This window comes from Mycolicibacterium phocaicum (genome assembly GCF_010731115.1).
Lineage (GTDB): Bacteria > Actinomycetota > Actinomycetes > Mycobacteriales > Mycobacteriaceae > Mycobacterium > Mycobacterium phocaicum.
Genome location: NZ_AP022616.1, coordinates 4,223,082 through 4,237,877, shown reverse-complemented (window position 1 = coordinate 4,237,877; position 14,796 = coordinate 4,223,082). Strand labels below are relative to the sequence as shown.

At 66.9% G+C, this 14,796-nt stretch carries 14 protein-coding genes; 5 read left to right on the top strand and 9 right to left on the bottom strand.

Features of this window, described 5'->3' with window-relative positions; genetic code table 11:
- The first annotated feature begins 45 nt into the window (after positions 1 to 45).
- Positions 46 to 192 carry a hypothetical protein gene (locus G6N46_RS20330; protein ID WP_163692921.1) on the top strand — a complete coding sequence of 49 codons (147 nt, stop codon included), beginning with the start codon at positions 46 to 48 and terminating at the stop codon, positions 190 to 192.
- 10 nt (positions 193 to 202) lie between these two features.
- Here G6N46_RS20330 and ligD read toward each other — a convergent pair whose 3' ends face one another.
- Entirely contained in the window at positions 203 to 1,228 is a 1,026-nt protein-coding gene (ligD, locus tag G6N46_RS20325; protein ID WP_163692920.1) for a non-homologous end-joining DNA ligase, read from the bottom strand.
- Complete coding sequence (locus G6N46_RS20320; RefSeq protein WP_163693198.1) at positions 1,228 to 2,280, bottom strand: ATP-dependent DNA ligase; 1,053 nt, start codon at positions 2,278 to 2,280, stop codon at positions 1,228 to 1,230. The genes ligD and G6N46_RS20320 overlap by 1 nt, the downstream gene beginning before the upstream one ends.
- A 58-nt stretch (positions 2,281 to 2,338) precedes the next feature.
- On the opposite strand from G6N46_RS20320, the gene gluQRS reads away from it, so the two are divergent.
- Positions 2,339 to 3,226: a tRNA glutamyl-Q(34) synthetase GluQRS gene (gene gluQRS, locus G6N46_RS20315; protein WP_138251011.1), complete on the top strand. Its 888-nt coding sequence runs from the start codon at positions 2,339 to 2,341 to the stop codon at positions 3,224 to 3,226.
- 55 nt (positions 3,227 to 3,281) lie between these two features.
- On the opposite strand, the gene G6N46_RS20310 is transcribed toward gluQRS, so the two are convergent.
- From G6N46_RS20310 to G6N46_RS20300, 3 genes are read right to left on the bottom strand one after another with little or no spacing between them, the layout of a single operon-like run.
- Positions 3,282 to 4,121 (bottom strand): SDR family NAD(P)-dependent oxidoreductase, encoded by an 840-nt coding sequence (locus G6N46_RS20310; RefSeq protein WP_138251012.1) that lies wholly within the window; start codon positions 4,119 to 4,121, stop codon positions 3,282 to 3,284.
- 20 nt (positions 4,122 to 4,141) lie between these two features.
- A complete protein-coding gene (locus G6N46_RS20305) occupies positions 4,142 to 5,371 on the bottom strand; it encodes a cytochrome P450 (protein ID WP_138251013.1) in 1,230 nt (409 codons plus the stop codon).
- A 38-nt stretch (positions 5,372 to 5,409) separates the two neighbouring features.
- Positions 5,410 to 6,597, bottom strand: coding sequence for an FAD-binding domain (locus tag G6N46_RS20300; protein WP_138251014.1), 1,188 nt, complete (start codon positions 6,595 to 6,597; stop codon positions 5,410 to 5,412).
- Positions 6,598 to 6,708: 111 nt separating this feature from the next.
- Between G6N46_RS20300 and G6N46_RS20295 the strand changes: the two genes are divergently transcribed.
- Positions 6,709 to 7,236, top strand: coding sequence for a TetR/AcrR family transcriptional regulator (locus tag G6N46_RS20295; RefSeq protein ID WP_234880811.1), 528 nt, complete (start codon positions 6,709 to 6,711; stop codon positions 7,234 to 7,236).
- Here the strand turns inward: G6N46_RS20295 and tgt are convergent.
- Positions 7,233 to 8,456 carry a tRNA guanosine(34) transglycosylase Tgt gene (gene tgt, locus G6N46_RS20290; protein WP_138251016.1) on the bottom strand — a complete coding sequence of 408 codons (1,224 nt, stop codon included), beginning with the start codon at positions 8,454 to 8,456 and terminating at the stop codon, positions 7,233 to 7,235. The two genes, G6N46_RS20295 and tgt, sit on opposite strands and share 4 nt — an antisense overlap.
- A gap of 180 nt (positions 8,457 to 8,636) precedes the next feature.
- Between tgt and G6N46_RS20285 the strand changes: the two genes are divergently transcribed.
- Together G6N46_RS20285 and G6N46_RS20280 are read left to right on the top strand one after the other, a co-directional pair.
- A complete protein-coding gene (locus G6N46_RS20285) occupies positions 8,637 to 9,128 on the top strand; it encodes a lipoprotein LpqH (RefSeq protein WP_133426124.1) in 492 nt (163 codons plus the stop codon).
- Positions 9,129 to 9,316: 188 nt separating this feature from the next.
- A complete protein-coding gene (locus G6N46_RS20280) occupies positions 9,317 to 10,789 on the top strand; it encodes a PE-PPE domain-containing protein (RefSeq protein ID WP_163692918.1) in 1,473 nt (490 codons plus the stop codon).
- A gap of 26 nt (positions 10,790 to 10,815) precedes the next feature.
- Here the strand turns inward: G6N46_RS20280 and G6N46_RS20275 are convergent, their stop codons facing one another.
- The 3 genes from G6N46_RS20275 to G6N46_RS20265 all read right to left on the bottom strand — a co-directional run bounded on the left by G6N46_RS20275 (position 10,816) and on the right by G6N46_RS20265 (position 14,709).
- Positions 10,816 to 11,493, bottom strand: a complete 678-nt coding sequence (locus G6N46_RS20275) for a histidine phosphatase family protein (RefSeq protein WP_064859833.1) — start codon at positions 11,491 to 11,493, stop codon at positions 10,816 to 10,818.
- A 130-nt stretch (positions 11,494 to 11,623) separates the two neighbouring features.
- Complete coding sequence (locus G6N46_RS20270; RefSeq protein ID WP_234880812.1) at positions 11,624 to 14,374, bottom strand: helix-turn-helix transcriptional regulator; 2,751 nt, start codon at positions 14,372 to 14,374, stop codon at positions 11,624 to 11,626.
- Positions 14,375 to 14,421: 47 nt separating this feature from the next.
- A complete protein-coding gene (locus G6N46_RS20265) occupies positions 14,422 to 14,709 on the bottom strand; it encodes a hypothetical protein (RefSeq protein ID WP_064859832.1) in 288 nt (95 codons plus the stop codon).
- Between the last annotated feature and the right edge of the window lie 87 nt (positions 14,710 to 14,796).

The window sequence follows — 14,796 nt, the reverse complement described above, 5'->3', positions numbered from 1 at the left end:
CAGCAAAATATTTCAGTTGGCGTCAGCGACTCATCGGAATACCAGGTGAATACCCGTTCGTGGCGTGGAAAGCCCCTCCGGTACCTCGCGGTGCTGGCACTGCTGATCTCGGCGACCGCGCTCGGCTGCGGCACCGATGATCTCCAGGCGCTGCCCAGCCCGCAGGGCGCGGCGCACACGTGTTCCCCGTGATCGCACGGTCCTAGGACCCCTTGAGGTCCCGGTCCTTGCTCGGCTGTACCCGTTTCGGTTCGCCCGGCATCTTGGGATAGTTCGGCGGATACGGCAGATCGCCCAGCCCCCGGTCCTCGTCCGCCTGCACCATGTCGAGCAACGGCTCCAGGGAATGCGCCACATCGTCGATACCGGCCCACGGATCATCGCGCTGCGCAAGCAGTTTCGGCACGGTGGCCATGGTGTAGTCGTCGGGGTCGGCGTCGGCGAGCTCCGCCCACGACAGTGGCGTCGACACCGTCGCGATCGGCGTCTTGCGCACCGAGTACGCCGAGGCGAAGGTCCGGTCCCGGGCGTTCTGGTTGTAGTCGATGAACAGCCGCTCGCCGCGTTCTTCCTTCCACCACGACGTCGTCACCGCATCGGGCGCGCGCCGCTCCACTTCGCGGGCCAGCGCGATGCCGGCCCGGCGCACGGCGATGAAATCCCACTCCGGCTTGATCCGGACGAAGACGTGGACGCCCCGGCCGCCCGACGTCTTGGGGTAACCGATCAGGCCGAGTTCGTCGAGGATCGGTTTGAGCACCCCGGTCGCGATCTCCCGGGCTTCGTTGAACCCGGTTCCCGGCTGCGGATCGAGGTCGATGCGCAGCTCGTCGGGGTGTTCGACGTCGGGACAGCGCACCTGCCAGGGATGCAGCGTGATGGTGCCCATCTGCGCGGCCCAGATGATGGCCGACGGGTGCGTCACCTTGAGTGCATCGGCGGTGCGCCCCGACGGGAAGGTCACCGTGCAGGTCTTCAGATAATCCGGATGCTTCACCGGCACCCGCTTCTGGTAGATCTCCTCGCCCTCGATACCGTCCGGGAAGCGTTGCAGGTGAGTGGGCCGGTCTCGCAGCAGTGTCACCATCCGGTCGGCGACCGCCAGGTAGTAGTCGACCATGGTGCGCTTGGTGCCCATGCTTCCGAGCTGCGGAAAGTACACCTTGTCCGGGTTGGTGAACCGGACGGCGACGCCGTCGACGTCGAGTTCTTCTGCGGCACTTGCCATCACGACTTCTCCAGGACGTCATAGAGGTCATAGTTCAGCGGCACGTCGAGCTGGTCGAAGGTGCAGCTCTCCGGATCCCGGTCGGGGCGCCAGCGCCGGAACTTCACCGTGTGCCGGAACCGTCTGCCATGCACGCTGTTTCCCTCCATCTGGTCGTATGCCACCTCGCATACCCGCTCCGGGCGAATCGGAATCCAGGTCTTGTCGGCGGCCGAGTTCCAGCGGCTCGGTTCGCCGTCCTGGGCTTCACCGGTACGCAGCGGCTCAAGTTCCCCCAGCAGTGCGATGCGGTCCTTGACGGTGAACGACGCTGCGCCACCGACCATATGGAGATCGCCACCGTCGGTATAGAGCCCGAGCAGGATGGACCCGATGCCCTCACCGCTCTTGTGGATGCGATAACCGATGGCCACACAGTCGGCGTCGCGGGCGTGCTTGACCTTGATCATCTCCCGCTTGCCCGGCAGGTAGGCGCCGTCGAGACGCTTGGCGATCACGCCGTCCAGTCCCGCGCCCTCGAACGTGGTCAGCCAGTGCGCGCCCAATTCGGGATCTTCGGTGGTCCGTGTGACGTGACACCACTGCTTCTCACTCACCAGGTTTTGCAACGCGGCGCGGCGGACGCGGAACGGCTCGGTCAGCAGGCTGCGGGCACCGTCGGCCAGCGCGTCGAATCCGATGAAATGCGCCGGCGTCTGCTCGGCCAGCATCTGCACCCGGCTGGCCGCCGGATGGATGCGCTGGCTCAGCGATTCCCAGTCGAGCCGGATGCGGCCGTTGATCGCCCGCGGCACCACCACCTCGCCGTCGAGCACACAGCGCGGCGCGATCTCGTCCTTCAGCGCGGCGAGCAACTCCGGGAAGTACCTGCCCAGCTCCTTGCCATTGCGGGACTGCAGCACCACCTCGTCACCGTCGCGGAACACCAGGGCGCGGAACCCGTCCCATTTCGGCTCGTAGGACCACAGCCCTGCGTCGTCCGGCACCTTCGCGGCCGCCTTGGCCAGCATGGGGTCTATCGGTGGCTGCACGGGTAGGTCCACACTCTTCATACTCACGTAGACCGGCGCGGGTGGGCAATCTCATCGCCCGGCGCGTTACATTGCGGTCGTGTCCCATTCCCCCGCCGGCCGGTTCGCGCCGAGCCCGTCCGCCGACCTGCACATCGGCAACGTGCGTACGGCGGTGCTGGCGTGGTTGTTCGCGCGGTCCACGGGCCGGCGGTTCCTGGTGCGGGTCGAGGATCTGGACGATCGTACGTTCCCCGATGTGGCACAGCGGCAGCTGGACGACCTGACGGCTGTCGGGCTGACGTGGGACGAACCACCCGAGTATCAGACGGCACACGAGGCCCGCTACCTCGCCGTCGTCGATGATCTCGCCCAACGCGGCCTGACGTTCGAATGTTTTTGCAGCAGAAAGGACATCCTGCAGGCGCCGCGGGCCCCGCATGCGCCCGAAGGCGCCTATCCGGGCACCTGCCGGAACCTCAGCGCCGACGAGCGTGCCCGGCGCCGGGCCACCGGCCGCCCGCCGGCCATCCGATTACGTTCGGAAACAGACGAATACAACGTCACCGACCTGCTGCACGGCAGCTATACCGGCGTCGTCGACGACTTCGTGCTGCGCCGCGGCGACAACGTCCCGGCCTACAACCTGGCCGTCGTGGTGGACGACGCCGCGCAGGGCATCGACCAGGTGGTCCGCGGCGATGATCTGCTCTCGTCGTCGCCGCGACAGGCGTATCTGGCTGCGCTACTGGGCTATTCGCCGCCCGTCTACGCGCATGTTCCGTTGGTTCTCAACGCCGAGGGCAAGCGGCTGGCCAAACGCGATGACGCGGTGACGGTTTCGGAGATCGGCGCGGAGGCGGCGTTGGCACAGATCGCGGCATCTCTGGGCTACACCGCCACCACACTCGACGGCATGCTCGCCGAGTTCGACCCGGCCAGATTGCCGCACGAGCCATGGATCTTCACAACCACTCGCCGAGAATGAGCTTATGTGCCAATCTCGCAAAGGATCTGACACATAAGCTCAGTTTCAACAGCCGTCATACCCGGCGCGGCACCCCGAAGACCTTGGCCAGCAAGAACCCGCGTACGGATGCCGGGATGTTCGTCATGAGCGCCGCCTGTAGCTTCGGCCCCAGCCCGACGATGTAGCGCGCCTTGGGTCGCCGCGCGGTGAGCGCTTCCTCCACCACCGCAACGACTTTCGCCGGATCGACGGCCATCTTCTGCGACAGCGGCACCATCTTCTTCATGCCGGCGATATGTCGGCCGTACAGCGCGTGGTGCGTCGGCGAGACGCCGGCCTCGAGGTCGGTGACCATGTCGTCGGCCTTGCGCCACATGTCCGTATCGGTCTGCGCGGGTTCGACGACCACGACAGGAATCCCCCAGGGCCGCAATTCGATTCGCAGCGCTTCGGCACCGGCTTCCAGCGCGAACTTCGATGCCGCGTAAGCGCCGATCATCGGCGTCGACAGCTGCCCGTTGACGCTGGAGATGAACACCACGCGGCCCCGGGACTCCCGCAACTTGGGCAGCACGGCCGCCGTCACGGCGAACTGGCCGACCACGTTGACGTCCAACTGCTTCCGCCAGTCCGCCGGAGTCAGCGTCTCGACGGGACCGGCGACCACGATGCCGGCATTGTTCACCACGGCGTCGAGCCGGCTCGGCAATGCCTCCGACAGTGCCTCGACATCGTCTTCTGAGGTGACATCGAGGATCACCGCCGAAATCCGTTTCGGGGCCAGCGCCACGACCGCGGCGGCGTCGGCCTCCGAGCGCACCCCGGCGATGACGTCCCAGCCGGTCGCGGCGAGGTGCTGCGTGATGGCCAGCCCGATGCCGCGACCGGCACCGGTGACGAGAACTGAAGGCATACGCGCGAGAGTAGCGGGGATCAGACGGTCACCGGCAGGGTGGCCAGACCGCGCAGCGTCAGGTTGGGCTTGTACACGGGCTCACCGGCCAGCTGCGCGTTCGGGAACCGCTCAGCCAGCGCCGACAGCGCGACCGACGCCTCCAACCGGGCCAGCGGCGCGCCGAGACAGAAGTGCGGGCCCTTGCCGAACGCCAGATGCTTGATCACGCCGCGGTCCGGGTCGAATTCGCCGGGCCGGTCATACATGCGCGGATCCCGTTGCGCGGCAGCCAGAAGCAACATCATGATGTCACCCTTGGGCACCGCCACACCGCCGATCTGGATGTCCTCGACGGCGACGCGGCTGGTCAGCTGCACGGGTGGGTCGAACCGCAGTGTCTCCTCGACGATCGCCGACGCCCGCGCGGGGTCTGCCGCCAGCGCCGCCCAGTGCTGCGGGTGCCGCAGCATGGCCAGCGCCGCGTTGGCGATGAGGTTGACCGTGGTCTCGTGCCCGGCGATCAGCAGCAGATTGCAGGTGGCGACGATCTCCTCGGAGGTCAGCTGGTCGCCGTCCTCTTCGGCGGCGATCAGCGCGGAGATCAGGTCCTCCCCCGGCGAGCTGCGCCGCTCCTCGATGAGGTCCCGCAGATACCCGCGCAGCCAGAGTCCGGCCTCCATCAGGTCGGCGGTGTCATCGGCCGTCTCGTCGTTGACCGCGACAAACGGGTCCAGCCCGCCTGCCAGCAGCGCCGACGCCCGGCTGAACAGCGGCTCGTCCGCCATCGGCACCCCGAGCAGCCGGCAGATCACCGCGACCGGCAACGGATAGGCCAGGTCGGCCACCACATCCATCGTGCCCGTCACACCCTCGAGCAGCCCGTCCACCATGGTCACGATGTCGGCCTCGAGCGCCTTGATCACCTTGGGCGCGAACGCCTTTTGCGCCAGCCCACGCAACCGGGTGTGGTCGGGCGGATCGAGGAACAGGAACCCCGGTTCGCCGAAGGGCCGCGCCTGCCGCTGGCCGGCGGCGATCTGCTTCTGCGTGACCGTCGACTTCAACCGGTCGTTGGCCGATGCCGGGTGCCGCAGCGCCTCGTCGCACTCGGCGAATCCGGGGAACACGACCAGATTCGCGTCGGGCAGCGCCAGCGGTCCGGTGTCCAGGAATCGCTCGTACAGCGGGTACGGATCGGCCCGGTTGCCCGGATCCATCAACCCGAGAAGCAAGGTTTGCGGGTCGATCACTCCAGGTGCACCAGTCATACAAGCAATTGTGCACAGCGCCGGATCGCCGCAGGTGGCTAGCTCGGGGCGTAGTCGGGCAGGCGGAAATCGTCGTGCAATTGGCGGCGGAGCATCCAGTCCCCGACGCCCGGATACGACAGCAGCTTGCTCAACTGGTTACGGACCCATACCCCCGGTGCGGTGCGCGGGGCGAAAGACGAGGCGAAACGCTCCGCGGCCCGCTGTTTCCCCGCGATGAACGGACGCAGCGACTGTTGGTACCGGTCGAAGGCGGTCACGAATTCAGCGCCGGCACGCTCGATTTCGCCGGCCAGCACGTAGGCCTCCAGCATGGCCAGTCCGGTGCCTTCACCGGCCAGCAGCGATACCGCGGCGGCCGCATCACCGATCACCGCGACCCGCCCGTCGTACCACTTCGCCATCCGGATCTGGCAGACCCGGTCGTAGTACACGTCGTCGGCCGCATCCAGCGCCATGAGGATCTGGCGACTCTCCCAGCCAGAGTCGGCGAACACCTCCCGCAGAAGCGCTTTCACCTCGCCGATTCCGGCCGGCTCTGGCCCTCGCACCTGGTCGGCCGTGAACACCAGCAGGAACATCGTGCGGTCGTCGCGCATCGTGAACCGACTGACCATTCGCCGCGGCAACCCGTGCGAGACGTAGACGAGTTCATCCCTGGGCCGATATCCACGTGCTTCGAAGGCGGCCACCCGATAGCCGAGATCGTGCTCGAACCTCGAGTCAGGCCCGAACACCAAGCGCCGCACCGGCGAGTGCAAGCCGTCGGCGCCGACGAGCACATCGAATTCACGGCCGCCACCGTGTTCCAGTTCGAGCCGCACACCCGCGACGTCCTGGCTGACCTCGGTAATGGTGTCGCCGAAGACCGTCTCCACGTCGTCGTCGATGGCACCGTGGATCAAGGCCGCCAAGTCGCCGCGCGGCACGCTCGTGAACCTGCCGCCCAACGCCCGCCGGAGACCGGCGGTCGGGAAACCGCCGACGCGGTCTCCGCGACGGTCGACGAGTCGCACGTCCTCGACCTGGTATCCGGCGGCCTCGAGTTGCGGGCACAGGCCCATGCGTTCGGCGATGTCGTATCCCAGGCCCCAGAAGTCGACGACATAGCCGCCGGTGCGCCGCTGCGGAGACTTCTCGATCAGGGTTGTGTCATGCCCGCCGCGGCGCAGCCAATAGGCGAGGGTCGGACCGGCGATCCCGGCACCGCTGATTGCGATTCTCATGTCGAGGCCCCTCCCTCTACTTTATGGGATCATTGTCCCATGATGGGCACTCAAATACCATATGAGTCCACCGGCAGGCGCAGCCAGAAATCGCGCACCCGCGCTGCGCTCGTGGATGCCACGCGTGGCCTACTCGCGCGGGGTCTCCTACCCACCGTCGAGGAAGCCGCCCACGCCGCCGACATTTCCCGCACCACGGCGTATCGGTATTTCCCGAACCAACGATCACTGTTGGCGGCAGTACACCCGGAACTCGACGCGCCGTCGTTGCTTCCCGAGTCCGCACCCGAGTCCCCCAGCCACCGACTGGAACTCGTGATGCGCGAGTGCCTCCGGATCACCATCGAGTGGGAGCCGGAACTCCGTGCCGCACTGCGGCTTTCCCTCGAACCAGACAGCGCCGAGCTGCCGGAGCTGCGCCGCGGACACGCCGTCCCCTGGATCGAGGACGCCTTGAGCCCCCTCCGTGACAGCAACCCCGGGCTCGATCTACACCGACTCGCTCTCACCATCCGCGCGGCAACCGGTATCGAAGCGTACGTCTGGCTGGTTGACGTGGCCGGCATCAGTCCGGAGCAGGCCACCGAGATGCTCTGCCGGACAGCACAAGCCATTCTCGCCGACGCGCTGTCGGACTAGCTGCGGTAGTAGCGCCCCAGCACGTGGTCCCGCAGCTCGTCGAACTCACCGGCGCCGATCGCGGCGCGGATCTGGTCGACGAGCCGGATGATGAACCGCTCGTTGTGGATCGTCCCCAGCGTGGACGCCAGAATCTCCTTGGCCTTGAACAGGTGGTGCATGTACGCCCGGGTGTAGTTGGCGCAGGTGTAGCAATCGCATTCGGCGTCAATGGGATTGAAGTCGCGCTTGAACCGGGCGTTGGTGACGTTGAAACGGCCGGTCGCCGAGTACATCGCGGCGTTACGGGCGACCCGCGATGGCGACACGCAGTCGAAGGTGTCGGCGCCGGCCTCGATGGCGGCGAACAGGTCATCGGGCTCGCTGATACCGAGCAGATGCCGCGGTTTGTCGTCGGGCAGTTCGTCGGTGACCCAGCCGACGATGGTCGCCAGGTTCTGCTTCTCGAGCGCGCCCCCGATACCGTATCCGTCGAAGCCGTGCCCGTCGTCGTCGACGATGCCGACGAGCCCCTTGGTGGCCTGGCGGCGCAGGTCTTCGTACTGCGCGCCCTGCACCACCCCGAACAGCGCCTGCGCCGGCTTGCCCTCGCGTTCGATGCTCAGTCGGCGGTGTTCGGCCAGGCACCGCACCGCCCACCGGTGGGTCCGTTCCACCGAACGTTCTTGATAGGCACGGGTGTTCACCAGGGTGGTCAGCTCGTCGAAGGCGAAGATGATGTCCGCGCCCAGCTGGTGCTGGATGCCGATGGACACCTCGGGTGTGAAGCGGTGTTTGTCGCCGTTGAGGTGCGAGCGGAACGTCACGCCGTCTTCGTCGACATGGGCCAGCCGCTCTTTTCCCTCGGCAATGATGTCGTCGGCCTGCAAGCGGGCCGTGTCCATGGCCAGCACCTTCTTGAAGCCCACCCCGAGCGACATCACCTGAAAGCCGCCGCTGTCGGTGAACGTCGGCCCGGGCCAGTTCATGAAGGCGCCCAGCCCGCCCGCCTCGTCCACCACATCGGGCCCGGGCTGCAGGTACAGGTGGTAGGCGTTGGACAGAAGCGCCTGCGCCCCAAGCGATTTCATGGTCTCCGGCAGGACGCCCTTGACCGTCGCCGCGGTACCGACGGCGATGAACGCCGGGGTCTGGATGTCACCGTGCGGAGTGTGGATCACGCCGGCCCGGCCGCGCCGGTCCGGCAGCTGCGCGGTGACTCCGAAGAACTGCTGACTCACCGCTGTATTCAATCAATTGTCCGCCCCGACTCCCGAATGCCGGCTAACTACGCGGAAACAAACAGGTCAGGACGGTTACAGGGATTTTCTGTGAATTTGGTGAAAGGGCGGTTGGCGGACCCCATAATGCACTGGATGACCCGCCGTCCGGACGGTTCGCACAAATTAGGAGCACAAGTTATGAAGCGTGGTTTGGTTGTCGCGGTCGCTGGTGCCGCGGTTCTGGCCGCCGGTCTGACCGGCTGTTCCAAGGATGACAAGAAGTCGTCCGGCTCGTCGGCCACCGCGTCGGCCTCGGCGTCGTCGGCTGCGGGTAACTCCACCGCAGGCTCCGGCACCGCGAAGGTCAGCATCGACGGCAAGGCCCAGGACGTTCAGGGCCAGATCGGCTGCACCACGGCGGCCGGCAACCTGGTCATCGCCATCGGCAACGCCTCGGGCGGCCTGGGCGTCACCCTGACCGACGCCGACCCGCCGGTCGTCAAGACCGTCGGCCTGGGCGCCGTCAACGGCGTCACCCTGGGCTACACCGACGGTGTCCCGGGCGGCGAGGCCAAGGCCACCAAGGACGGCAAGACCTACAAGATCAGCGGCACCGCAACCGGGGTCGACATGGCCAACCCGATGGAGCCCACCAAGAAGCCCTTCGAGATCGAGGTGACCTGCCCCTAGCAGGCACTCACGAAAGACACGGGTGGTGTTCCGGATTACCGGAGCACCATCCGTTCTTTTGTTCCGGGGGAAGTTGCAAATTCCCGTCTAAAGGCCTGGTCGCGGGAGTACCGTCCGGTTCACGCCTAGTCGGGGGAGCGTCGATGTCAGTGCAGATGTTGCCGGCCACCAGTCCTGCCGTTCGCGGAATGCCACGCGTCTTCCTGTTGATCGCACTGTGCTGTGCACTGCTCGTGAGTCCGGCCACCAACATCACCTCGAGCTTCGTCGTCGGCCTGATGAACACGGTGATCGGCATCGGTGGACGGGGCGACCCGACGTCGGCCAACATTCCGGCCAAGCTCAATCACACCGTGGTGCCGCCGGGCTACACATACCTGCCCATCGACTACCCGGCCTCGATCCAGCTGTCGGCGAGCACGACCGTCTCCGGACCGAAGGTGTACAACGCCATCACATCCCGGCCGGGCGAGCAGCTGATCGTCGCCGGCTATTCGGAAGGCAGTCTGGGCGCCGAGTGGGCCAAACGCCGACTGCTGGCCAATGGCACGGGCCCCGCACCGTCACAGCTGTCGTTCGTGATGATCGGCTCGCCCTTCGCCGGCAACGGCGGCATCTTCGAGCGGTTCCCCGGCATCAACGTGCCCCTCATCGTCAACAACCAGGGCCCGTCCGCGCCGTCGCCATATGACACCACGTTCTACACCCGCGAGTACGACCCCTACGCCGACTTCCCGGCGTACTTCAACCCGCTGTCGTTGGCCAACAGCCTGCTCGGCGTCATGTACGCCCACCCCGACGCGTACTACGACTCGTACATCCCCGGCACCACGCCGGCCATCGTCACGGTCGTGCCCGACAACGGCGCGGGCGGGACGGACACCTACGTGTTCATCAAGACGCCCGATCTGCCGCTGCTGGTGCCACTGCGCATCGGCGCCGGCGCCATCGGCTTGACGCCTCTGGTCAAACCGCTGCTGGACGCCGTCGAGCCGCTGCTGCGGGTGCTGGTCGACATGGGCTACACCGACCGCGACAACCTGCATCCGGAAAAGAAGACGCCGTTCTCGTTGTTCACTCCGCTGTCGAAAATCATCGAGACGCTCAATGCGATCCCGGGCGCGCTGCAGGAAGGCGCCGACAACTTCGTCAACGACATCCGCTCCGAACTGCACCTGCCGGCCCTGGCGGCGACACCGGCCGCCTCGCCGCCCGTGACGACTCTGGATGCCTCGGCCAAGAAGACCGCCGCCTTGGCACCGGTGGCGGCGACCGCCGAGGACAAGCCGGCGGCCACGGATCAGAAGACGACGGTCGAGGCCCCCGAGGCCACGAAGACCGACGCGAAGACGGACCCGAAGGCCGACGCACCGGCCGACACGAAGACGGACACCAAGACCGATCCCGACGCCAAGGCGACGGGGACCGACGAACCAAAGGCCAAATCACCCAAACCCGAGGCGGATCCCGATACGCCGCCGGTGAAGTCGACCAAGCCGAAAACTGATCCGGACAACCCGCCGACCAAGACCCCCAAGCCGAAGAAGAAGAAGAACGGGCCCGCCAAGGATGCCGGTGACGCCCAGACGGCACCGGCCGGCGGGTCCACATCCGAGCCGAAAGATGGCGCCAAACGCGAGTCCAGCCACGCCGCGGCCTGACTCGCGTTCGGCGCCAAGCCGGGCCGTTACTTGGGCGTGGGTGGATTGAACACGTTCTGCGTCTCCGGGTGAATGCGCTGCATGCCGGTAACCAGCCCCATGCCGGGCGGGAATCCCGAACTCTGCGGGTACAGCGTCAGTTGCCGGACCGTGCTGAGATCGTTCGGCGTGAAGCAGGTCTTGTCCAGGCAGGGCACGCAACGCTGACCTGGTTGGCAGCCGGCCTGGACCGGAATCCCGAGGGTGTTCATGATCCGGTAGATGTTCTCGGTGTTGCCGCCGATCAGTGCCACCGAACCGGCCGGCAGCTTCGACACCGCGTCGGCGAGCGGCGCGGCCGCGTCAGCGGATGGTGTCTTGGGATCGGCATTGGGCAACTGCTGGACGGCCATGCCGCGGGCGTCGGCGGCGTATGAGACGGTCTGCTTGGAACGCAGCGCGGGCGACGAATAGATGTTCGTGAACGTGACGTCCTTCAGGACCGCCGCTACTGCCTTCGCATAACGGATACCGTTGTCCGACAACGGCATCGCCGGATCGGTGAAAACGGGTTCGCCGTGTTCGACGAGGTAGACGACTGTCGGCGCCCGGTCCGGCGGTGCGGCCTGGGCGGCCTCGTTTCCGGTCGCGACGGTGAGGCTGCACAGCAGCGTGCTCGCCGCGAGCAGCGCGAATCGTTTGCCCCGGGTCAAACGGGTGAACATCGTTGTCTCCTTGATCGTTTCGCGGGATATCGGCGCCGAACGCTACTGACGGCACGCGGGCCACCCGGCGGCGTCGTCTCACTGGCCGGGATCACGTAGTCGCAACAGGCCGGCCGCGTTTCGGTCAACGTCACTGATCGGGACGAGCGATGCGCCAGCCGAGTTCCGCCCGCGACCGGATGCCCAGCTTCCGGTAGATCCGGGACAGGTGGACCTCGACCGTCTTGGCGCTGACGAAGAGCTTCGCGGCCACTTCACGGTTGCTCATCCCCGATGCCACGAGCTCGGCGATGCGGCGCTCCGACGCCGTCAGCACCGCACCGCGGTCGGAACGTTCGTCGATGCGGCCCAGCGCACGACGCGCCTGTTCGGCCCACAGCGGTGTGCCGAGTCCCTCGAACGCCGCCAATGCCTCCTGCAGCGTGGCCACCGCGACGGCCCGGCGGCGTTGCCGCCGCTGCAGCTGCCCCAACACCAGCAGGGTGCGTGCCCGCTCGAAAGGCATTGGCAGCCGGTCGTGTTCGGTCAGCGCGTGCTCGGCCTCCGCAGCCGCCTGGTCGACGTGGCCCTGTGCACCCAGCAGCAGAGCCCGGCACCGGCCACCGACCGCCAGCATCCACGCGCGATCCAGCCGGCGACCATTGACCTCCAGCGCCTCGACCAACGGCTCCGCCTCGGCCAGTCGCCCCAACCCGACCAGCACCTCGACCGCATCGGGCAACCACTCCGCGACATAAATCTCCGTCGCCCGGCGCCGGTCTGCGAAGGTCGACAACAGCGGCTCGAGCACTTCCAGCGCGGCTTCGTAATTGCCCAGCGAGACGTCCAGGAAGCCCAGGGCCATGATCGCCTCGCCGGTCAAGATGAAGCACTCCGACAATGGCACGGTCGCCACCACTTCGCGGACAGCGTCGCGCGCTGCCTCTTCCTTGCCGGCATACGCGGCGCATCGTGCTCGCATGACCAGCGCCGCGGTGTGGTGAAAGCCGCCGAGATGTACGGCGCGTTCCATGGCGTCGTCGGCCAGCAGAGTGGCCGCCGCGAGATCCCCTTGCCAGAGCTCGTTGTGGACGGTGTTGATGGCGACGAAGTTCTGGTCGGTCTCGACGCCGCCGTCGATACATTGCTGTCTGACGATGCGGAATTCCGCCCGGGCTTCGTCGAGGCGCCCGGTGCACGACAACAGGATGGCTCTGTGCATCCGGGGCAGGAAGAATACCGAAGTGGCCGGGTCACCCTCATCCAAGTCGACTGCCCGCTGCAGGCTTTCCTCGTCGACACCGCTACCCAGCCAGAATTGGATCAGGGTGCGCATGCTCAGCGCCTGGCTCAACAACCCCGGCTGACCGAGCCGGTTTGCACGAGCGACGGCATCGTCGATTCGGCGGGCCGCGAGCTCGCGATGGTCAATGTTGTAGAGCGCGAACGACATCGGCACCAGGATCTGCACCTGTGCAGCCAGATCGGCGGCGGCCTCCGCAAGCGCGCACTCGAGTAACCGAGCCGCCCCGCTGTGGCTTCGGTCGACGATCTCGATGGCACCGAGCAAGCTGAACGCCTGCGCTCTGATCGGTCCCGAGACGTCTTCGCCCACGGTCCGGTTGAGCAACGCCCGGGCGCGGTCGGCATCGCCGGCGTTGTAGTGGTGGTTCGCCTGACGTATGCGGCGCTCCGGGGTGTCGCCGCCGAGTCCGGTTGCCAGATCGAGCAATTCGGCCGCGGCAGCCGGCGCACCACGGACCAGCGCTCTCTCCGCGGCGATGTCCAGAGCCTGCAACGTGTGCGGATCACCCCGTGTCACCGAGAGGGCAAGATGGCGAGCATGCAGCTCGGGTTCGTCGATGGCCGCGGCCAGCCGGCGATGCGTCGCACGCCGCTGCGTCGGGGTTGCGGCCACGTAGACCCCGGCCGCCAGCAGCGGATGCGTGAAGCGAATCCGCTCACCGTCGATCCCGACGATGCCGTTGCTCTCGGCCGACTCCAGTACCGCGACGACGTCGTCGGTTGTCGAATCCGTCACTTGGGCAACAAGTTCCACCGACGGAGTGGCGGCACACGCCACCACCAACAGCGCTTCGCGCGCGTCGGCGCCGACTCTGCCGATCCTGTCCTGGACCAACTCGGCCAGTGTGCCCGGCCATGACATCTCGCCGGGCGGTGCCGCACCACCGGTCGTACGGGCCAGCTCCAGGGCATAAAACGGGTTACCGCCCGAAATCTCGTGAATCCGGACCATGGTGGGCCGCGGCAGACTCAGCCCGAGCCGATCGACAAGCACGCCGTGCAGCTTGCCAAGGCTCAAGGGCTGCAACCGAATTCGGGACACTGCATCAACCCTCGGCAACTGGAGCCACGACACCGCAGCACTGTGCTGCGGCTCGGTACGCACGGTGCCGAGCAGGGCGATCCGCCCCACGAGCCGCCGCGCGGCGAACGCCACCACCTGCCGGCTCGAGGTATCCAGCCATTGCAGATCGTCGATCGCGATGATCACGGGCGACTCGTCGGCCAGCCGCTCGACAACCGACACGAAGCCGGCCGCCACCGCCCGGGGATCCGTCGCCTCGTCATCGTCGCCCGTCCCACGCAGCAGCACCCGGTCCATCGCCATCCGCTGCGGACCGGGCAGATCCGCCAACACCGCCGCCTCGACGTCGCCCAACAGATCAGCGAGCGACGCGTACGCCAACACCGACTCCGCCGCAGCCGTACGCGCCGCCAGCACCCGAATCCCCAGGGCCCCTGCCTGATCGATCACCGACAACCACTGCGTCGTCTTTCCGATGCCCGCCTCACCCTCCAAAAGCAAGGCGGCGGGCCACCGCGCCGAGGCCAAGAATTCGCTGATCACCCGCGACTCATCCAGGCGGTTTCCCAGCACACCGCGATTATGCGCTGTGCATTTCCTTCGGGATACCCGAACGGAGACTATGCGCCGGCCGGGAACTCGATGTCGCTCGCGGCACTGACACGCTGCACGGGAAACCCGGCTTGGTCACACGTTCGCGTGACGATGTCGGCCGAGTCGGCTACGAAGATGCCGAACGCGACCTCGTCGTTGGGGACCGAGATCACGCTGGCCACCCGCACCATCGTCTCTCCCGTCGACAGCGACGCGGCGACCGCGTCGAGCAGCGCGGCCGCTTCAGCAAGCGTCGAGCCGAAGAATTTCGGGTGGTACCACTCGACGAGGTAGCACGGTTCCACCGGAAGCATGAACGCAACGTATGGCCTGGACCTCACCAGCGATATAGGGGATTTCCCTACCGCTTCGCGTCAACCGGTCTATGCGGTACGTACAGA